14 protein-coding genes are annotated in these 18,750 nt (G+C 75.1%); 9 read left to right on the forward strand and 5 right to left on the reverse strand.

Annotation, left to right across the window (positions count from 1 at the left end):
- Nucleotides 1-27: 27 nt before the first annotated feature.
- On the forward strand, nucleotides 28-738 hold the full coding sequence (locus BIV57_RS06740; protein ID WP_245797458.1) for a GntR family transcriptional regulator: 711 nt from the start codon (nucleotides 28-30) through the stop codon (nucleotides 736-738).
- 146 nt (nucleotides 739-884) lie between these two features.
- Nucleotides 885-1,952: an LLM class flavin-dependent oxidoreductase gene (locus BIV57_RS06745; RefSeq protein ID WP_071655728.1), complete on the forward strand. Its 1,068-nt coding sequence runs from the start codon at nucleotides 885-887 to the stop codon at nucleotides 1,950-1,952.
- Between the two features lie 31 nt (nucleotides 1,953-1,983).
- Here the strand turns inward: BIV57_RS06745 and BIV57_RS06750 are convergent, their stop codons facing one another.
- Nucleotides 1,984-4,275 (reverse strand): putative bifunctional diguanylate cyclase/phosphodiesterase, encoded by a 2,292-nt coding sequence (locus BIV57_RS06750; protein ID WP_071655729.1) that lies wholly within the window; start codon nucleotides 4,273-4,275, stop codon nucleotides 1,984-1,986.
- Between the two features lie 445 nt (nucleotides 4,276-4,720).
- Here BIV57_RS06750 and BIV57_RS06755 point away from each other — a divergent pair, with 445 nt between their 5' ends.
- The 6 genes from BIV57_RS06755 to BIV57_RS06780 all read left to right on the forward strand — a co-directional run bounded on the left by BIV57_RS06755 (nucleotide 4,721) and on the right by BIV57_RS06780 (nucleotide 11,328).
- Nucleotides 4,721-5,878, forward strand: coding sequence for a trypsin-like serine peptidase (locus BIV57_RS06755; RefSeq protein WP_139275484.1), 1,158 nt, complete (start codon nucleotides 4,721-4,723; stop codon nucleotides 5,876-5,878).
- 46 nt (nucleotides 5,879-5,924) lie between these two features.
- Nucleotides 5,925-6,407, forward strand: a complete 483-nt coding sequence (locus BIV57_RS06760; protein ID WP_071655730.1) for a MarR family winged helix-turn-helix transcriptional regulator — start codon at nucleotides 5,925-5,927, stop codon at nucleotides 6,405-6,407.
- A gap of 130 nt (nucleotides 6,408-6,537) precedes the next feature.
- Nucleotides 6,538-7,584, forward strand: coding sequence for a Gfo/Idh/MocA family protein (locus BIV57_RS06765; protein ID WP_071655731.1), 1,047 nt, complete (start codon nucleotides 6,538-6,540; stop codon nucleotides 7,582-7,584).
- On the forward strand, nucleotides 7,581-8,594 hold the full coding sequence (locus BIV57_RS06770) for a Gfo/Idh/MocA family protein (protein ID WP_071655732.1): 1,014 nt from the start codon (nucleotides 7,581-7,583) through the stop codon (nucleotides 8,592-8,594). The genes BIV57_RS06765 and BIV57_RS06770 overlap by 4 nt, the downstream gene beginning before the upstream one ends.
- Before the next feature lie 677 nt (nucleotides 8,595-9,271).
- Nucleotides 9,272-10,183: an SMP-30/gluconolactonase/LRE family protein gene (locus BIV57_RS06775; protein WP_071655733.1), complete on the forward strand. Its 912-nt coding sequence runs from the start codon at nucleotides 9,272-9,274 to the stop codon at nucleotides 10,181-10,183.
- A gap of 59 nt (nucleotides 10,184-10,242) precedes the next feature.
- Entirely contained in the window at nucleotides 10,243-11,328 is a 1,086-nt protein-coding gene (locus BIV57_RS06780) for a Gfo/Idh/MocA family protein (protein WP_139275486.1), read from the forward strand.
- A gap of 7 nt (nucleotides 11,329-11,335) precedes the next feature.
- Here BIV57_RS06780 and BIV57_RS06785 read toward each other — a convergent pair whose 3' ends face one another.
- Both BIV57_RS06785 and BIV57_RS06790 read right to left on the reverse strand, forming a co-directional pair.
- Complete coding sequence (locus BIV57_RS06785; RefSeq protein WP_139275488.1) at nucleotides 11,336-12,604, reverse strand: trypsin-like serine peptidase; 1,269 nt, start codon at nucleotides 12,602-12,604, stop codon at nucleotides 11,336-11,338.
- A 113-nt stretch (nucleotides 12,605-12,717) separates the two neighbouring features.
- A complete protein-coding gene (locus tag BIV57_RS06790; protein ID WP_071655736.1) occupies nucleotides 12,718-13,317 on the reverse strand; it encodes a TetR/AcrR family transcriptional regulator in 600 nt (199 codons plus the stop codon).
- Between the two features lie 117 nt (nucleotides 13,318-13,434).
- Between BIV57_RS06790 and BIV57_RS06795 the strand changes: the two genes are divergently transcribed.
- On the forward strand, nucleotides 13,435-14,904 hold the full coding sequence (locus tag BIV57_RS06795) for an MFS transporter (protein WP_071655737.1): 1,470 nt from the start codon (nucleotides 13,435-13,437) through the stop codon (nucleotides 14,902-14,904).
- On the opposite strand, the gene BIV57_RS06800 is transcribed toward BIV57_RS06795, so the two are convergent.
- The gene (locus BIV57_RS06800; RefSeq protein WP_071655738.1) at nucleotides 14,888-15,997 is read right to left on the reverse strand and encodes an AAA family ATPase; all 1,110 of its coding nucleotides are present in this window, start codon (nucleotides 15,995-15,997) and stop codon (nucleotides 14,888-14,890) included. The genes BIV57_RS06795 and BIV57_RS06800 overlap by 17 nt on opposite strands.
- Nucleotides 15,994-18,663: a hypothetical protein gene (locus tag BIV57_RS06805; protein ID WP_071655739.1), complete on the reverse strand. Its 2,670-nt coding sequence runs from the start codon at nucleotides 18,661-18,663 to the stop codon at nucleotides 15,994-15,996. The genes BIV57_RS06800 and BIV57_RS06805 overlap by 4 nt, the downstream gene beginning before the upstream one ends.
- Between the last annotated feature and the right edge of the window lie 87 nt (nucleotides 18,664-18,750).

Consider the following 18,750-nt stretch of genomic DNA (forward strand, 5'->3'; position numbering starts at 1 on the left):
GATCCCGGACGCAAACAAAGGCAGACGGTGACGACAACAGCACGAGCGGCAGCGGCGGCGGCACGGAAGGCGTCGGGCGGCGCGAAGGCGCCGGGGCTGCGCCCGGTGAAGCGGGAGCCGGCCGCGCTGGTCATCGCCCGCCAGCTCACCGACGCCATCATGGACGGCACGCTGGCGCCGGGCGCCCAGCTCGGCGAGGCGGAGCTGGCGGCCCAGCTGGGGGTGAGCCGCGGGCCGCTTCGGGAGGCGCTGCAGCGCCTCGTCCAGCAGGGCATCGCCCGCAGCGAGCCGCACCGCGGGGTCTTCGTCATCGAGCTGGACGACGAGGACGTCCGCGACATCTACCTCTCCCGGACGGCGATCGAGGTGGCGGCGTGCCGGCTGGTGCTGGCCCGCGACCCGCGGCGGACGGCCGAGAAGCTGGGGCGGGCGCACCGGCAGATGGCGGCGGCGGCCGAGCGGGAGGACCGGGCGGCGCTGGCGGCGGCCGACATGGAGCTGCACCAGCTGCTGGTCGCCGAGTCGGGCAGCGTCCGGTTGCAGCGGATGGCGGCGACGCTGTTCGTGGAGGCGCGGATGTGCCTCTCCGCGCTGACCGTGCGGTACACCGCGCCGATCGATCTCGTCGAGGAGCACGGGGCGATCATCGAGGCGCTGCGGGCGGGCGACGAGGCGCTCCTGTTCGAGCTGCTCGACGAGCACATGCGCGACGCGGTGCGCCGCCTGGCCCCCGCCTAGGCCGCCCCCGGCGGCCACCGCGCCGGGCACCGGGCCCCGGCCGACGCATCCGGCCGTGGCACCGGGGCGGCGCGCCCCGGGGAACATCGCGGTCCGGGGGCGTGTTGTACCCCGGGTATCTGTCCTCCGTCCCGCAGGAGTGCCGCATGACCCCGGCCGACCCCGATCCGATCCGCGGCGCCGCCCGCGGCTCCGCGCCCGTCCCCCTCTCCGTGCTCGATCTGGCCGGGGTGGGCAGCGGGCAGACGGCGGGGGAGGCGCTGGAGGCCACCACCGAGCTGGCCCGGCTCGCCGAGGCGCGCGGCTTCCACCGGCTGTGGGTGGCCGAGCACCACAGCATGGCCGCGGTGGCGAGCAGCTCCCCGGCGGTGCTGATCGCGCATCTGGCCGCGCACACCACGAGCCTGCGGATCGGGTCGGGCGGCGTGATGCTGCCGAACCACCCGCCGCTGGTGGTCGCCGAGCAGTTCGGGACGCTGGAGGCGCTGCACCCGGGGCGGATCGACCTCGGGATCGGCCGGGCGCCGGGCACCGACCCGGCGACCGCGGCCGCGCTGCGGCGGCATCCGGACACCCTCTCCGCGGACGACTTCCCGGAGGCGCTCGCCGAGCTGGAGGCGTTCCTGGAGGACGCGGTGCCGCAGGGGCACCGCTACGCCCGCATCCACGCCTACCCCAACCCGTCCTCGCGTCCGCCGGTGTGGCTGCTGGGCTCGTCCGGCTACAGCGCGCAGCTGGCCGGGACGCTGGGCCTGCCGTTCTCCTTCGCGCACCACTTCAGCTCCCGCAACACGCTGCCGGCGCTGGAGCTGTACCGGGAGGCGTTCCGGCCCTCGGAGTGGCTGGAGAAGCCGTACGCGATGGTGGCCGCCGGGACGGTGTGCGCCGAGACGGACGCCGAGGCGCGGGCGCTCGCGCTGGCCGGGGCGCTGCACATGCTGCGGCTGCGGACCGGCCGGGCCGACGGGCGGCTGCTGCCGACGCCCGAGGAGGCGGCGGCGTACGAGTTCTCGGACGCCGAGCGGGAGTTCGTCGACGCCTGGCTGGCCGACTACGAGGTGGGCGCGCCGGAGACGGTGCGCAAGGGCCTGCTGGCGCTGCAGGAGCGGACCGGCGCGGACGAGCTGATGCTCACCGCGCAGATCGCCGGGCGGGAGCGGAAGCTGCGCTCCTTCGAGCTGATCGCGGACGCCTTCGGGCTGCCGCGGGCCTGAGCCGGGGCGCTCCCCCGGAGCGCCTCAGGTCCTAGATGCCCGCGGCCCGCGCGTGGTCGCCGGGCGGCGCGTCGCCGTCCAGGGCCGCGCCCGCCGTGCCGCCCTTGAGCGGGGCGGCGTCCTTCAGCGGCGGCAGCGCCGCCGGCCGGCCGCGCTTCCGGTCCTCCGGAAAGCCGCGGTCGGGCAGGCCCCGGCCGAGCAGCGCGGTGATCGACTCGGGCGTCTGGGCGCGGGCGTAGTACCAGCCCTGGGCGGTGTCGCAGCCGGTGTCGCGGAGGCGCTTGGCCTGCTGGAGCGTTTCGACGCCCTCGGCGGTGACGCCCAGGCCGAGGCCGTGGGCGAGCTGCACGACGGCGGCGACGATCTGCGCGTCGGCCGGGTTGGGGTGCTCGGCGCTCTGCAGGCCCTCGATGAAGGAGCCGTCCAGCTTCAGCTCGTGCACCGGCAGCCGGTTGAGGTAGGCGAGGTTGGAGTAGCCCGTCCCGAAGTCGTCGATGGCGATCCGGACGCCCATCCCGGCCAGCGCGCGCAGCGCCTCCAGGGGGCGGCCGGCGGGGCCCATCACCGCGGACTCCGTCAGCTCCAGCTGGAGCAGCCGCGGCGGCAGCCCGGTGCCGTTGAGCACCGCGGCGACATCGCCCACCACGTCGGAGTCCCACATCTGGCGGGCCGCCAGGTTGACGCTGACGTAGATCGGGTCGGACGGGTGCCGCAGCTGCCACCAGCGGGCCTGCCGGCACGCCTCCTGCAGCACCCACCGGCCGAGCGGGACGACGGCGCCGGTCTCCTCGGCGATCGGGATGAAGCGGTCCGGGCCGAGCCGGCCGAAGCGCGGGTGCTGCCAGCGCACCAGCGCCTCGACGCCCTTGATGACGCCGGTGTCGAGGTTGACCAGCGGCTGGTACTCCAGGAAGAACTCGCCGTGCTCCAGGCCCGACCGCATGGTGGTGGAGAGCGCCTGGCGGGTCATCTGGTGCTGGTTGCGCTCGGGGTCGAAGACCGTCCAGCGGGCCTTGCCGTCGGCCTTGGCCCAGTAGAGCGTGGCGTCCGCGGCCTTCATCAGCTCGGTGGGGGTGGAGCCGTCCACCGGGCGCTCGATGACGCCGATGGAGGCGGTCAGCGAGAGCCGGTGGGTGGCGACGTCGAACGGTTTCTCCATCTCGTTCAGCGCGCGCTGGGCGAGTTGGGCGACCTGCTCGGAGCCGTGCGAGTCCTCGACGAGGATGACGAACTCGTCGCCGCTGATCCGGGCGACCATGTGGCCGAGCGGGCCGAACGCGGCGAAGAGCCGTTCGGCGACGGCCACCAGCAGCTCGTCGCCGACATGGTGGCCGAGCGTGTCGTTGATCGCCTTGAAGCCGTCGAGGTCGACGTAGCAGAGCCCGACGCGGCTGCCGGAGCGGGAGAAGACCAGGTCGAGGCGGTCGAAGAAGAGGGTGCGATTGGGGAGCTGGGTGAGCGGGTCGTGCATCGCCTGGTAGCGCAGCCGCTCGCGCAGCCGCCGCTGCTCGGAGACGTCCTCGACCATGGAGAGGGTGAACCGCGGCCCGCCGTTGGCCTCCCGCAGGGTGGTGGCGGTCAGGGTGAGCCACATGGTGTGGCCGTCCTGGTGGCGGCAGGGGATCTCCAGGCGGAGCCGCTCGTGCCGGCCCTCCTTCAGCTCCTGGTAGAGCCGGGCCAGTTCGTCGCGGGTCTCGGCGAGGACGATGTCGACGGCGACGATGCCGACCAGGACGTCGGGCGAGACGTAGCCGACCATGTCGGCGAGCGCCTGGTTGGCCTCCACCACCCGGCCGTCGAAGTCGGTGATGAGCATGCCGATGCCGGCCCGCGCGAAGACCTCGCGGAAGCGCGACTCGCTGGCCCGCAGCTCCTCCTCGACGGAGCGGCGCGCGGTGATCTCGGCGCGCCGCAGCGCCTCCTGCTGGGCGAGGGTGCGGTTGCGCAGCGCCTGGACGTACCCGGCGGTGAGCGCCTCCAGCCCGGCCTCGAAGGCGTTCTGAAGGGGCGCCAGCGGGGAGCCGGCCGTTATGGCCGGGGAGAGGTGGCGGCGCAGCACCAGCAGGGTGCGCCCGAGCACCTCGGGGCCCACGAAGTGGGCCTCCACCAGCAGTCGGCCCGCGTCGTCCTCCGCGCGGCCGGGCGCGGGAAGGCGCCCCGCGGCCCGTTCGCGCAGCGCGTCGACGAACCGCTCGGCCAGATCGCGGAGGAGGCGCCTGGCGTCGGCCTCGCCCATGGCGGCATGCCCGGCGTCGGCCAGCGCGTTCGCCCATTCCTCGACGAGCTGGCCGAGACCGTCTGCTCCACCGGTCGGCCCCTGCAACGCCCCGCTCCTGTGTCCCATTCGGTATCGCCACTCGAATCGTCGGCGGCACCGTCCGCGACGAAGGGACGCGCAGGGTGCCTCGTGCCATGGTGACATTGCTGATGGCGTTTCACCCGTTCTTTGGCCCTCGTCGGCGCGGACGGTTGCCGCTTTGGAGGGGCCCTCGGCCACCTGTCCGTATCGGATCACCCCCGTGGTAGACGCAGTGTGTCGAGATGTCGACCCTGTGTCAGAAAAGCGGACCGGCCGCCACCGGAGAGCGCGCTCGGGGGAGTTGGGGGCGGCCATCGCTTCTGTCACAGGAGTGACACAGTCAGATGAAATGACCTTGGACGGCCGGACACCACGTCGCGTTCACGCCAGGATGGGCGGGTCACTGCACACCGACCGTACGCAAAACGGGGGATACAACCGCATGATGTCCATGCGCTCCGCTCTCCGCGTGTCCGGAGCCGTTGCCGCCGCCACGGTGCTGACCCTGGGGGCCGCGGCCTGCGGCTCGTCCGGCGGGCACGCCAAGGCCGACGCCGCGCCGAGCAAGCAGTCCGCCGACTCCGGCTCGGGCGGCAGCTCCGGCAAGGGCAAGACCGGCCTCTCCCTGGACGGGATCAAGCTGCCGGCCAAGCTGCCGGCCAACATCCAGGACGTGAAGAGCTCCGACTGGAAGAACTGGAAGAACTGGGCCAAGCAGTCCTTCGCCAACAAGCGCATCGAGGGGTTCTGGACCCCCAAGCGCATGGCCCAGGCGAAGGAGAACTCGCTCAAGCTCTCCAGCAAGGACGCCGCCGTGGGCGGCTCCCAGACCACCGCGGCGCCGCCGCCGGTCGGCGCCAAGAAGGCGCCGCGCCCCTACACCGCGGGCTCCGCGGTGCTCGGCAAGATCTACGGCGAGGGCCCGGAGGGCGAGTTCGTCTGCTCCGGCACCGTCGTGGAGGACCCGGCGCACCCCGGCAAGAGCAACCTGGTGTGGACCGCGGGCCACTGCACCTCCGGCGGCGCCGGCAAGGGCTGGTACCACAACATCATGTTCGTGCCGGACTACAACAACGGCGGCAAGGCGACCGACCAGACCAGGCTCACCAATGACAAGGACCTGGCGCCCTACGGGTACTGGTGGGCCAACGCCGCCACCACGTCCAACCAGTGGTTCACCCAGGGCGACGAGCACGGCGGGCAGACCCAGTACGACTACTCGCTCTTCCAGGTGGTGCCGCCGAAGGGGACGACCAAGTCCCTCCAGGAGACCGTCGGCGGGGCCATGTCGATCTGGTTCAACGCGCCGCACAAGATCTCGAAGATCACCGCGTGGGGCTACCCGGCCGCGCCGCCCTACACCGGCGTCGACCTGTACCACTGCGACGGGGCGCCCGGCGACCTGTCGGCCGACCCGTCGGCCCCGGCCGACTACCGCATCGGCTGCAGCATGACCGGCGGTTCCTCCGGCGGCGGCTGGTTCGCCAAGAAGCCGAACGGCTCGGTGGCGCTGGTCAGCAACACCTCGATCGGCCCGGCGGACGCGCCGGTGTGGCTCGCCGGCCCGCGCCTGGACGGCGCCGCGCAGAACATGTTCCAGCAGTTCGACTCGCGGATCGCGGGCTGACGGACCGCGAAGGGGCGCCTGGGCCCGGCATGGATACCCTGGTCACATGACCGCCGCCGCCGATCCCAGGCCCCCGCAGCAGCCGCCCGGCGCCGACCGCGTCGCCGAGGCCTCCGCCGAGCTGCGGGCCCTCGCCGGGCGGCTGATCCGCCGTCTGCGGCACGCCGCGCGCGCCGATGTGACGGACTCCCAGGCGGGCGTCCTCAGCCGCCTGGAGCGGCACGGCCCGGCCACCATCGTGGCGCTGGCCCGCGCCGAGATGGTGCGCCCCCAGTCGATGGGCGCCACCCTCGCCGCCCTGGAGGAGCTCGGGCTGGTGGAGCGCGGCGCGCACCCCACCGACCGCCGCCAGGTCGTGATGTCCCTCACCGAGGACGGCCGGGCCCGCCTCACCAAGCTGCGCCGGCTGCGCGAGGGCTGGCTCTACGACGCCATCACCACCAAGCTGACCCCCGACGAGCAGGCCGTTCTCGTCGAGGCCGTGGGGCTTTTGGACCGCATCGTCGGGGATGAGCCCCCGGAGGCCTGACCCCCTCCGGCCCAACAAGATCCGATCTTTGGGCAAGTGATCGTGCTCGCGGTCTGGTGCGCACGGCGAAAGTGGGGAAAGACTGATCCACGGCAGATGACCGCACGCCCTGGAGAGGGACGCTCCCCGCATGATCCGTACCGCAATGCTCAGCTTCTGGCATGTGCACGCGCGTGACTACGCGCGCCAGGCCAGCGAGCACCCCGACATCGAACTCGTCGCCGCCTGGGACGAGGACGCCGACCGCGGCGCCGCCAACGCCGAGGTCCTCGGCCTGCCGTTCCACGCCGACCTCGCCGAACTGCTGGCCCGCCCGGATGTCGACGCGGTGATCGTCGACACCCCGACCAGCGCCCACCCCGAGGTGATCCTCGCCGCGATCCGCGCCGGGAAGCACGTCTTCACCGAGAAGCTGCTCGCCCTGGAGCCGGCCGCCGCCGACGAGATCCTCGCCGCCGCGGAGCGGGCCGGCGTGGTGCTGACCGTCTCGCTGCCGCGCCTCTCCGAGCCCGCCACGCTGGCCGCCCACGCCGCCCTCGAACAGGGCCTGCTGGGGCAGTTGACGCAGGTCCGGGTGCGGGTGGCGCACAACGGGGCGGTGGGGGCCGGATGGCTCCCCGAGCACTTCTACGACCCCGAGGCCTGCGGCGGGGGCGCGCTGATCGACCTCGGCGCCCACCCGGTCTACCTGGCCCGGCTGTTCCTCGGCCGGATGCCCGAGGCAGTCACCGCGTCGCTCGGCTCCGTCACGGGACGCGCCGTCGATGACAACGCTGTCACCGTCTTCCGGCGGGACGACGGCGCCGTGGCGATCGCCGAGACGGCCTTCGTCAACCGCCACTCGCCGTACACCCTGGAGCTGCACGGCACCGAGGGCAGCCTGCTCTTCGGCACCCCCGAGGCGCGGATGCTGATCCGCTCCGGCGCCGAGGCGGCCGGCGGCCGCTACGACGAGTGGACCGAGCTGCCGCTGCCGGAGCACGCCCCGATGCCGATGGTCCGCTGGGCCGCCGCCATCCAGGGCCTCGCCGACGGCGCCAAGCCGGCCGACAACCCCGACATCGCCAAGAACCTCGAACTCTCCCGCGATCTCACCGCGTTGATGGACGCCGCGTACCGCGCGGCCCGCAGCGGCACCGAGACCACGCCCACCGCGCCCACAGGAGGCACCCGATGACCGACTCCACCGCCATACCCCGCATCGCCCTCATCGGAGCCGGCGGCATCGCCGGCGCCCACATGCGCGGCTACACCGCGCACGCCGACCGCATCAAGGTGGTCGCCGTCGTCGACCCGGTCACCGCCAACGCCGAGCGGCGCGCCGAGGAGGCGGGCGGCGCGACCGTCTACGCCACCCTGGACGACCTGCTGGCCACCGCGCCCGACTCGATCGACGCGGTCGACATCTGCCTGCCCCACCACCTGCACCGCGACGCCATCGTCAAGGCGGCGGAGGCCGGCAAGCACATCCTCTGCGAGAAGCCGCTCTGCCTCACCCCGGAGGAGGCGGCGGACGTCCGCGCCGCGGTGACCTCCTCCGGCGTCACGCTGATGTGCGCGCACAACCAGCTGTACATGCCGCCGGTCGCCAAGGCGCGCGAGCTGCTGCACGCCGGCGAGATCGGCAAGGTCTACGAGCTGCGCACCACCGACTCCTTCTACAACAACTTCGACCCGGCGAACGCGGGTTGGCGTGCGAAGAAGGAGACCAGCGGCGGCGGCGAGCTGATCGACACCGGCTACCACCCGACGTACCTGCTGCTCAACCTCGCCGCGTCGGCACCGGCGGCGGTCTCCGCGATGATCTCCAGCCACCGGCTGGAGTTCATGGACGGCGAGGACTCGGCCCAGGTGCTGGTCCGCTTCGCCGACGGGGCCGTCGGCCACCTGGTGACCAGCTGGGCGTACAACCCCGCGGGCTGCACCGAGCGGTTCTCGGCGGTCGGCGAGAAGGGCAGCCTCTGGAGCGACGGCAAGTCGCTGTGGGTGCGGCAGAACGGCGCCGAGGCGGTCAAGCACGAGTTCGAGGACATCGAGAACTTCGTCGCGGAGATCGCCGACTGGGCCGAGGTCGCGGCCGGACGCAAGGGGCCGGTGAACGGCCACGAGGAGGGCCTGGCGGTGCTGGACGTCATCCTGGCGGCCTACACGTCGGCCGCCGAGGGGCGGACCGTCTCCATCGGCTAAGCGCGGGTTTGGTGAGGTCGGGGGCTCCCCCAGCCTTCGGCCGGGAGGGGCCCCCTCTCCGCGTCGTTCGGTGCGTGCGGCTGCAAGGCGCCCGAGCTCGTTCGTAGTGGTTCTTACGTGCGTGCTTGGGCAACACCGCAGATGTGCGTGCCGGGCGGCGCGGGGAGTGCGCCCTACTTCGACAAGCCCGCGTAGACCGTTTCCGACGGATATCCGTGGCGGTAGGGGCGGCGTCCGGCGTGTCCTGCCGGCGTGCCGCACGAAGGCCGTCGAGGGGCACCTCCCGGACGAAGTCCGAGGGAGTGCCGGGCGTCGCGACGCCGCGGAGATCCGCCGCGGCTACGCGCCGCAGGGGGGCAGGTGACGGGCGGCGGCCCGCCACCCGCCCCCCCGCGGCGGAGCCGCACAGGCACCGGGCGCCGTCGGCTTCTCCGCGGCAAAGGCCCGTCGGAAGCGGCCCGGCCGCGGGGACGGGGCCCGCTGCCGGACGGGCGGCAGGCGCTCGCAGAGCCGGATGCCGACCCTGCCCCGCGCCGCCCGCCGCGCCTGCGGGGCGCCCGGGGCGCAACGTGCTGAGAACTGCTTGAGTGTCGGTGCTTTGCCCTTCGGAGGCGGGTCGGGCAGGGGATAACCTGCTGACACCATCGAACCGTTGAGCGGAGGAGCGGAGCACTCGTATGTCCAAGGCGGAGCAGATCACCGGGGCGGATGCCTATCACGGCGAAGGTCCCTGCTGGTACGACGGCTGGGGCGGTCTCCGCTGGGTGGACATGCTGGCGGGGTGCGTCCTGTCGCTGGATGCCGGGCACGGCACCGTGCGGCGCCATCCGACGGCCTCCCGGGTCGCCGCGGTGGTCCGGCCGCGGGCCCGCGGCGGGTCGGTGCTGGCGCTGGAGCGCGGCTTCGCCGTGCTGGGCAGCGGACCTGACGGCTCGTGGGACGGGCTGGAGGTCGGCATCCGCCCCGAGGCAGTCCAGCTGTGGGACGCCGGCGAGGGCGTCCGGATGAACGAGGGCGGCTGCTCGCCCGACGGCGTGCTCTACGTCGGCTCGATGGCCTACGACCAGTCCGGCGGCAGCGGCACCGGCCGGGGCCGGGTCTGGCGGCTGGCCCCCTCGGGGACGGTCGAGGTGGCCCGCGCCTTCGGGGACGTCACCATCTCCAACGGCCTGGAGTGGTCGCCGGACGAGACGCTCGCCTACTACGTCGACACCCCCACCGACCGCATCGACGTCTTCGACTGGACGGCGGAGGAGGGCCTGCGGAACCGCCGGCCGTTCGCCCGCGTCGAGCATCCGGACGGGCTGACCGTGGACGCCTCCGGCCGGGTGTGGGTGGCCCGCTACGGCGGCGGCTGCGTGGAGTGCTACGGCCCGGACGGCAAGCTGGAGGAGGTCGTGGAGGTGGGAACGCCGCGCGTGACGGCGTGCACCTTCGGCGGCCCGGGCCTCGGCGAGCTGTGGATCACCACGTCCGCCGAGGGCATGTCCCCGACGGACCGGGAGGCCGACCCGGCGGCGGGCGCGCTCTTCCGCCATGTCCCGGGGGAGGGCGTGCGCGGGATGCCGGTGCGCCCCTACGCGGGCTGAGACCCCCGGAGGCGCAGGGGTCTTGACAGGCCGTCGGGGCCCGATGGAACGATCTATCCGTGATCTTTCGAACCGTTGCGCACCGGGACCCGATACGCGTCGCACTCGTCGGCGCCGGGGGGATGGGCCGCGCCTGGGCGCGGCTGCTGAAGGAGAGTCCGCTGGCCGAGCCGGTGGGCGTCGTCGATCTGGACACCGACGCGGCGCGCGCCGCGGCCGAGGAGCTGGGCCTGCCCGACCCCGACGCGTCCTCGGCGCCGTCCCTGACGGCCCTGGTGGACCGGCTGCCCGCCGAGCGGCGGCCGGAGGCGGTGGTGGACGTCACCGTGCCGGTCGCGCATCTGCCCGTCACGCTGGAGGCGCTGGGGCTGGGCCTGCCGGTGCTGGGCGAGAAGCCGCTGGCCGCCTCGCTGGCGGAGGCGCACCGGCTGGTGCGGGCCGCCGAGGAGGCCGGGCAGCTGTTCATGGTGAGCCAGAACCGCCGCTACAAGCGCGGGCTGTGGCGGCTGAAGTCGCGGGCCGGGGCGCTGGGCGGGGCCGGCATCCTGCTCCACGAGTTCTCCAAGGCCATCCACTTCGGCGGGTTCCGCGAGACGATGGCGCACCCGCTGCTGTCCGACATGGCGATCCACAACTTCGACGCCGCCCGCTTCCTGCTGGACGCCGACCCGGTCGCCGTCTACTGCGAGGAGTACAACCCGGAGTGGAGCTGGTTCGGCGGGGACGCCGCCTGCACGGCGATCTTCGAGATGTCGGGCGGCGCCCGGTTCGTCTACACCGGCTCCTGGTGCAGCCCGGGGCTGGAGACGCCGTGGGACAGCCGGTGGCGGGTGAGCGCCCCGCGCGGGAGCGCGGTCTGGTGCGACGGGGGCCCGGGCGAGGACGGGGTGGTCACCGAGGCGGTGGAGGGCGCGGCGCCGGATCCGGCCGCCGACGCGCTGCCGCCGGACGTCGATCTGGCGGGCTCGCTCAGCGACTTCGTGGCGGCGCTGCGCTCGGGCGAGGCGCCGATGACGGCGGCCCGCGACAACCTGCTGAGCCTGGCGATGGTGGAGGCCGCCGCCGAGTCGGCCGGCCGCGGGGCGCGGGTGCGCATCGCGGAGACGGTCGAGTCGGCGGCGGCGGAGGCGGCCGCGGCCGCCTGAGCGGGCGTCAGCCGGTCGGGCTCGGCGTGGGGCCGGTCGGGCTGCCGGACGTCGCCGAGGAGCTGGGGCTCGGGGTCGGGCTCGCGCTGCTCGACGGCGTCGGGCTCGGGCTCGGCGTCGCCGAGGAGCTCGGCGTCGCGCTGGGCGACGGGGGCTGGGCCGGCGGCGCGCCGGCCACGGCCGCGTTGTACAGGGCGCGGGTGGCGGCCCCGAAGTAGGCGCTGTAGGAGACGCTTTCGGTGTTGCCGCCGCCGTGCACGCCGCCCACCACGCCCACCACGCCCCAGCCGGACGGCGAGTCGCCGTCGTGGACGATCATCGGGCCGCCGCTGGTGCCGCCGATGAACGCCTGGCAGGGGATCCGCGGGAAGTCGCCGGGCGCCGCCGGGTCGGTGGAGACCCAGTGGGTGGTCAGCGAGTGGCACTCGATGGGCTTGGTGTGCGAGGCCCCGCCCGGGTAGCCGATCATCGTCGCCGGGTAGTGGATGTAGCCGGTGTCGGTGTGCAGCCGGTAGCCCGGGCCGGTGGCCTGCTCCAGCCACTGCCCGCCGGCGTTCTTCAGCGTCTGGGCGATGGCGAAGTCGTACTCGGCGCCGGCGTTCTGGCCGAGCGTCAGGAACTGCTCCGGCTCGTAGACCCCGTTGACCTTTATCGGGAAGAGCCCGTAGGGCGTCAGGCCGTCGTGGTAGTTGGGCGCGAAGACCAGGTGGCGGGCCGGGTTGGGGCCGACGTAGGCCCGCAGGCAGTGGCCGGCGCTGAGCACCAGGTTGCGGCGGGGGCTGTTGAGGACGGAGCCGCTGCAGGTGCGGCCGGTGCCGGTGGAGTCCGTCCAGAAGAAGGTGCCGGCCTGCGGGACGCCGTTGAACTCGGGGCTCGGCGGCACGTACTCGCCGGGGTAGGCCCCGTCGTAGAGGTTGTCGCCGGGCGAGGCGGCGGCCTTCTTCATGCCGCCGGCGCCCTTGGCGGTCGACTGGGCGCTGCCGGTGCCCGCCATCGCGGCCTTCATCCGGGCGGGCGTCCAGTAGGCGGTGAGCTGCTTGGCGTCCTGCTGGGTCTGGCCGGCGCCGCCGCTTATGGCGATCTTGATGCCGTCGTGGCCGGCGACCACGGTGGTGGTGCCGTTGCGCGAGACCAGGTGGATGTCGGTCGGCTCAGGACTCGCCGAGGCGCCGGCGCCGGCCGGCGCGCTGCCGGACGCCGCCCAGGCCGGCACGAGTGCTCCGCCCGCGGCGAGCAGCGCCCCGGCGGCCCAGAGCGCCGTCCCCCTGTGTCGCATTCCGCGTAGCCGCATGTGCCGTCTCCCTCCGGACGGGCGTGGCAAAGGTCGGCCAACTGTACTGATGCGCTGTCACGGGCGGGAAGGGAAGCACAGGTTGAGGGCTGGCAAATTCATGTCGACGGGTGACGTGGTGCCGTTGGGGCGGCGATTCCGTCGATCAGGAGATCGATCATCCGGGAGGCGTCCGAGACCGTCCCGGGGTGGTGCGCGGCGGATTTGTGGAGTGCCGCGATGGCACCGTGCACGAGGGCGAACATCTCGACGGTGGTGACGTCCGAGCGGACGCCGCCGACCCGCCGGGCGCGCTCCAGGAGGCGGTCGCCGCCGTCCCGGACCTGCTTCCAGGCGCGGTGCATCTCGCTCTCCGGGTCGGACATCAGGCGCAGGCAGGCGTCCGGCAGGTCGCGGTAGAGGAGGGTGCCGCGGGCGACGGCGGTGAGCCAGGTGCGGAGCGCCTCGACGGGGTCGCCGTCCTCCTCGTGGAGCTTCTCGGCGAGGGCGGCCTGGTCGATCCAGCGCTCCTGGAGGAGGGCGGCGAGCAGGGCGTCGCGGTTGGGGAAGTGGCGGTAGAGCGTGCCGATGCCGACCCCGGCGTCGCGGGCGATCTGCTCCAGCGGCGCGTGGGTGCCGTGCGCGGTGAAGGCGTGCTCGGCGGTCTCGAGGAGGCGCTGGTAGTTGCGGAGCGCGTCCTTGCGCACGGGTCGGGTCATTGCAGGGGCCACGTTTCCTTGCGATCCGGAGGGTTCCTCCGTATCGTAACTCGGGCGAACCGGAGGTGGCCTCCGCTTCGTCTTCTTCCACCATGCTCAAGGGGGTTGAGCACAGTCATGTCTGTTTCCCGAGCATCCACCGTACCCGCATCCACCCCGCCCGAGGCGGCCGCGTCCGGCCCGCCAGCCGCGCCCGCCGCGCCGCGGCGGGCGGGGGTGGCGCTCGCCGTCATCCTCGTCGCCCAGCTGATGTTCATCCTGGACGCCTCCGTGGTGAACGTCGGGCTGCCCGCCATCCGCAGCCAGCTCGGCTTCTCCGCCACCGGCCTCACCTGGGTCGTCACCGCCTACAGCGTCGCCTTCGGCGGGCTGCTGACGCTCGGCGGCCGGGCCGGCGACCTCTTCGGGCGGCGCCGGCTCTTCCTCGCCGGGATCGCGCTCTTCACGCTCTCCTCCGCGGCCGCCGGCGTCGCCCAGACGTCCGGGCAGCTGCTCGCCGCCCGCGCCGTGCAGGGTCTCGCCGCCGCCTGCGCCTCGCCCAGCACCCTCGCGCTGATCTCCACGCTCTTCTCCGGGGAGCGGCGCAACCGGGCGCTGTCGGTCTTCTCCGCGATCATCGCGGCGGGCGCCACGCTGGGCCTGCTGATCGGCGGGCTGCTGGTGCAGTACGCCAGCTGGCGCTGGACGATGTTCCTCAATGTGCCGATCGGCATCGTGGCGCTGCTGCTCATCCCGCGGTTCGTCCCGGAGACCGAGCGCCATCCGGGGCGGCTCGACATCGCCGGGGCGCTCACCTCGGGGCTCGGCATCGCGATCGCCGTCTACGCCTTCAACCGGGCCGCGCAGCACGGCTGGTCGGACGGGGTGGCGCTGGTCGGGTTCGCGGCCACGGCGCTGCTGGTCGCCGCGTTCCTGGTCAACGAGACGCGGGTGGAGAACCCGCTGCTGCCGCTGCGCCTGTTCGCCGACCGGGCACGCGCGGCGTCCTTCACCGCGATGTTCCTGATGCCGGCCGCGATGTTCTCGGTCTTCTACTTCCTCACCCTCTACATGCAGGGGCACGGCGGCGGGATGCTGGGCTTCTCGCCGCTGCGCACCGGGGCCGGGTTCGTCCCGATGACCGGGCCGCTGCTGGTCGTCGCGGGCCTCCAGCTGGCGCCGCGGATCATGCAGCGGACGGGGCCCAAGCCGGTGGCCGTCGCCGGCGGGGTGCTGGCGGTCGCCGGGCTGGTCTGGCTCACCGCGCTGTCGCCCGGCGACGGCTACGGAGCCTCGCTGATCGGGCCGTTGGCGCTGATCGGCACCGGGATGCCGTTCGTGATGGCGCCGATGAACATCGCCATCCTCACCACGGTCGGACCGGCGGACGCGGGCGCCGCGGCGGGCGCGCTGCAGGCGCTGCAGCAGTCCGGGGCGGCGCTCGGGGTAGCCGTGCTGACCACGGTCGCCACCGCGGGCGGCGGCGGAGTGGCGGGCATGGCCGACGGCTTCCGCGTCGGCACCGGGTTCGCCGCGCTGGTGCTGCTGCTCGCGGCGTTCGCGCTGCGCGGGAGCGTGCTGCCGAGGCGGCCTAGCGTTCGAGGCTGACGTCGACCGCGCCCGGGGCGGGGGCGTGCTCCGCGCAGGTGAGGCGGAGCACGCCCCCGCCGGGCTGCGCGGCCTCGTCGAGGCGGGCCAGCAGGCGGGGGACGAGGGCGTGCACGGCGCGCTCCACGTCGCGGGCGTTGCCGCCGCTCGGGTTGGCGGTGGTGCTCCAGGCCGCCCGGGCGAGGCGGTCGGCGGCGGACGCGTCCCAGACGAGGCGCGCGCCGAGCTGGGTGCGCAGCCGGCCGTCGAGGCGGTGCAGCGCGGACTCGGTGAGGGCGCGCAGTTCGCTGGGGCCGAACGGGGCGAAGGGGATCACCTCGTCGACGCGGTCCAGCAGTTCGGGCCGCAGCCGCACGCCGAGCGCGCGGCGCAGCGGGGAGTCGGCGCCGGGGCCGCGGGGGAGCAGGTCCTCGGCGTCCAGGGGCGGACGCAGCCCGGCGGTGAGGACGACGACGCAGTCCCGGGCGTCGTGGCCGGCGCCGGCGACGCGGCCCTCGTCGAGGAGCGGCAGGAGGCAGTCGAGCAGGTGCGGATCGGCGCGGTCGACGTCGTCGAGGAGCAGGACGCGCCGCGGGCCGGGGGCGAGGGCCGCGGCGAGGCGGGCGGTGAGGCCCTCGGGGGTGGCCGGCCGGCCGACGTCGACGACGGCGAGGGCGTCGGCGGTGCCGTGCACGGCCTCGGCGATCAGACGGGCCGTCAGCGTCTTGCCGGTCCCGGGCGGTCCGCAGAGCAGCAGCACCGAGCGGGGGCGGTCCGCCCAGCGGAAGCCGGCGGCGAGGCCGCGGGCGGCGGCGTGCAGATGCGGGGCGAGGCGGTCGACGGCGTCGTCCTGCCCGATCAGGCGCTCCCGCAGGAGCGCGGGGAGCAGGTCGTCCTCGGCGATCCGCGGGCTGCCGCGGCGTGCGGCGGAGTCGGCGGCGGCGTGCAGGGCGGCGCGCAGGTCGGGGGCGAGGGTGACGGCGGAGACGACGGACCCGGCGAGCGTGGCGAGCACGGACCGCGCCCCGCGGGTGAACGCGGTGGCGTTGAGGCGGCCGGTGGGGTCGAAGAGGGGGGTCGTGGCGGTGGTGGCGGGGGCTGCGGCTTCGCTCATCGGGGTGCGTGGCCTTCCCGGTAGGCGCGGAGGAGGGTGCGCATCAGGCGGTGCGGGGTGTAGCCGTTCTTCCACCGCTCGGAGAGCTCGGTGAGGTACCGCACGGCCAGCTCCGGGTCGCGCCGCACCAGCGCGTCCGCGGCGTCCTGCCACCCCTGGTCCAGCCCCCGCTCGGCAACAAGCGCCTCCCACATCCCGAGCCCGAGCCCCCCGGGGGTCCCGCCCCCGGGTATGAGCCGGAGCTCCTCGATGCGGACGAGCGCGGCAGCGGGTTCAGCGGCGGCGAGGTGCGCGAGCACGACGGGATCGGCGGCGTCGGACGCGGAGTCGCGCGCGGCCGAGCGCTCTTGGGGGACGCCCCCCGGCGGGAGCCCCCCGGCCGCGCCAACCCCATCGACGTCGCCCCCGGCTGGCGCGGGCACCGGGCCGCCGAGGGAGCGGTCTTCGTGCGGGAGGTCTGCGGCCCCGGCCGCCGCGCCTGCCGGCGGCGCGGTGGCGGCGGGGGAGGGCGCGGGCACCTGGTCGTCGAGGGAGCGGTCTTCGTGCGGGAGGTCTGCGGTCCCGGACGCCGCGCTTGCCGGCGCTGCGGTGGCGGCGGGGGAGGGCGCGGGCGCCGGGTCGTCGGCGTGCTGAGCCTGCGGGCCGCCTGCGTCCCCGCCGCCGGCGGCTGCGGTTGTGGGAGTGGCCGACGGGTCGTCAGGGCCTGGGTCCTGCGGGCCGCCTGCCGTCCCGTCGCCGGAGGCTGCGATGGTGAGCGTGGCCGACGGGTCGTCAGGGGCGGGGACTTGCGGGCGGTCTGTTCCCGCGGTCGCCGCGCCGACGGTGGTACCGGCTTGGGCCGGGGAGAGCGCGGGCGCCAGGTTGCCGAGGGGCGGGTCCTCCTGGGGGCGGCCCGCGGCCGGGATGGCCGTGTCTGCCGGCGCCGCGGTCACGGCGGGGGAGGGTGCGGGCGCCTGGTCGTCGGCGTGCCGGCCCTGCGGGCCGCCCGCGTCCCCGCGGCCGGGGTCCGCGGTTGCGGGCGTGGCCGACGGGTCGTCAGGGGCGGGGACTTGCGGGCGGTCTGGTGCCGCGGTCGCCGCGCCGACGGTGGCGCCGGCTTCGGCGGGGATGGGCGCGGGCGCCAGGTTGCCGGGGGGCGGTTCCTCCTGGGGGCGGCCCGCGGGCGGGATGGCCGTGCCTGCCGGCGCCGCGGTGGCGGGCGAGGGTGTGGACGCCGGGTCGTCGGTGTGCCGGCCCTGCGGGCCCCCTGTCGTCCCGTCGCTGCGGGTCGCGGTTGGGGGCGTGGCCGACGGGTCGTCGGGGGTGTGGTCCTGCGGGCGGTCTGGTGCCGCGGTCGCCGCGCCGGCTTCGGCCGTGGGGGGCGCGGGCGCCGGGTCGTCGGCGTGCCGGCCCTGTGGGCCGCCTGTCGGCCCCTCGTCGGGGGGCGTGGTTGTGGCCGACGGGTCGTCAGGGTTGGTGCTCTGCGTGCGGTCTGCCGCCTCGGACGACGCGCTGTCGACGGCCGCGGCGCCGGTCTCGGAACGGAAGGGCGCCGCCGTCGAGTCGTCGACGGGTTGGCTCCGGGAGGGTTCCGCCGTCTCGGACGCGGCCCCCGCGGACCGCCCGTCGGCGTGCGCGCCGTCCGTACGGGCTGCGGCTGCGGGGGACGGCTGTGGTGTGGCGAGAGCGTCCTCGCCGCGGTGGTGCGCGCCCTGTCCGGCAGCGCTCGTCGATGCGGACGCGCCTGCAAGGGAGGACTCGCCGTCGGCCGGGCCGCCGGCCTCGCGCGCCGCGGCAGCCGCGTACCACTCGTCGACCTGCGGGAGGCCGCCGGATCCGTCGGACCAGCCGCCGGGCGCGTCACCCATGTCGGCGGGCGTGAGTGCGTTGCCGGCCGGGGGTGCCGCGTGGTGGTACGCGGCCGGTTGCGGGAGGCCTTCGTCAGTGGCGGACCAGGCGCCGCCGGCGGGCCAGCCGCCTGCCAGAGTCGCGGCCTCTGTGCCGGCCCAGCCGGTGGGCTGCGGGGAGTCGTCGGTGGTGGTCGTGGTGGCGAAGACCTGGAGGGGGGCGGCCGGCGCCCACGGTTGGCCGGCGAGGGTCGACGGCTCCGATTCCGCCGCGGGAGCCCCCGCGTGCGCCCCCGCCCCACGCTGCTCCGGCACGGCAGCCGCCCACGTCGGGCGGCGGCCCGCGCGCTGGTCCTGGGCGAGGCGGTGGAACTCCGCCGACGGCGTCAACCCCCGGTTGAGCAGCACCGCGACGAAGTCGCGGCCGCCCCCCAGGGCCGGCCCCGCGCCCGCGCGGTCCAGCTCGCGCCAGGTCTCGGCGAACCGCTCCGCGTCCGGCGCCGGGTCGGTGAGCCACGCCCGCAGCGCCGCGTCCAGGACGTGCACCGGCACCGCGTCCACGCACGCCGCCAGCCCGACCAGCACCGACTCCGGATCCGCGAGCGAGAGCGAGGGCAGCACGTCGTCCAGCAGCGCCGCCCGCCGGGACCCCGTCACCGGCCCCCCGGTGAGCCGCCGCAGCGCCCCGCGCAGCAGGTGCGTCCGCGCCATGGGGTCCGCCGCGGCGCGGGCCTCCGCCACCGCGCGGCGGAACTCGGCCGTCGCGCGGGAGCGTTCACCGCGGGTGCCCCGCGTGTCCGGCGTGTCCGGCGTGCCCCGCGTGCTCGTCGTCGTCCCCATCGGCGTTCCCGCCCCTTCCAACCCCTCGGGTTGCTCCTCGCACCGGGATAGACGCGGGGTCCGGGCCGCCGGTTGCGGCCGGCGCGC

The sequence above is a fragment of the Mangrovactinospora gilvigrisea genome, assembly GCF_001879105.1.
Classification (GTDB): Bacteria; Actinomycetota; Actinomycetes; order Streptomycetales; family Streptomycetaceae; genus Mangrovactinospora; species Mangrovactinospora gilvigrisea.

What these genes read in the sequence shown, in the direction of transcription:
- BIV57_RS06745 (WP_071655728.1), top strand. Translation starts at nt 885, where the DNA reads ATGACCCCGGCCGACCCCGATCCGATCCGCGGCGCCGCCCGCGGCTCC.
- BIV57_RS06760 (WP_071655730.1), top strand. Translation starts at nt 5,925, where the DNA reads ATGACCGCCGCCGCCGATCCCAGGCCCCCGCAGCAGCCGCCCGGCGCC.
- BIV57_RS06765 (WP_071655731.1), top strand. Translation starts at nt 6,538, where the DNA reads ATGATCCGTACCGCAATGCTCAGCTTCTGGCATGTGCACGCGCGTGAC.
- BIV57_RS06770 (WP_071655732.1), top strand. Translation starts at nt 7,581, where the DNA reads ATGACCGACTCCACCGCCATACCCCGCATCGCCCTCATCGGAGCCGGC.
- BIV57_RS06775 (WP_071655733.1), top strand. Translation starts at nt 9,272, where the DNA reads ATGTCCAAGGCGGAGCAGATCACCGGGGCGGATGCCTATCACGGCGAA.
- BIV57_RS06785 (WP_139275488.1), bottom strand. Translation starts at nt 12,604, where the DNA reads ATGCGACACAGGGGGACGGCGCTCTGGGCCGCCGGGGCGCTGCTCGCC.
- BIV57_RS06790 (WP_071655736.1), bottom strand. Translation starts at nt 13,317, where the DNA reads ATGACCCGACCCGTGCGCAAGGACGCGCTCCGCAACTACCAGCGCCTC.
- BIV57_RS06795 (WP_071655737.1), top strand. Translation starts at nt 13,435, where the DNA reads ATGTCTGTTTCCCGAGCATCCACCGTACCCGCATCCACCCCGCCCGAG.
- BIV57_RS06800 (WP_071655738.1), bottom strand. Translation starts at nt 15,997, where the DNA reads ATGAGCGAAGCCGCAGCCCCCGCCACCACCGCCACGACCCCCCTCTTC.
- BIV57_RS06805 (WP_071655739.1), bottom strand. Translation starts at nt 18,663, where the DNA reads ATGGGGACGACGACGAGCACGCGGGGCACGCCGGACACGCCGGACACG.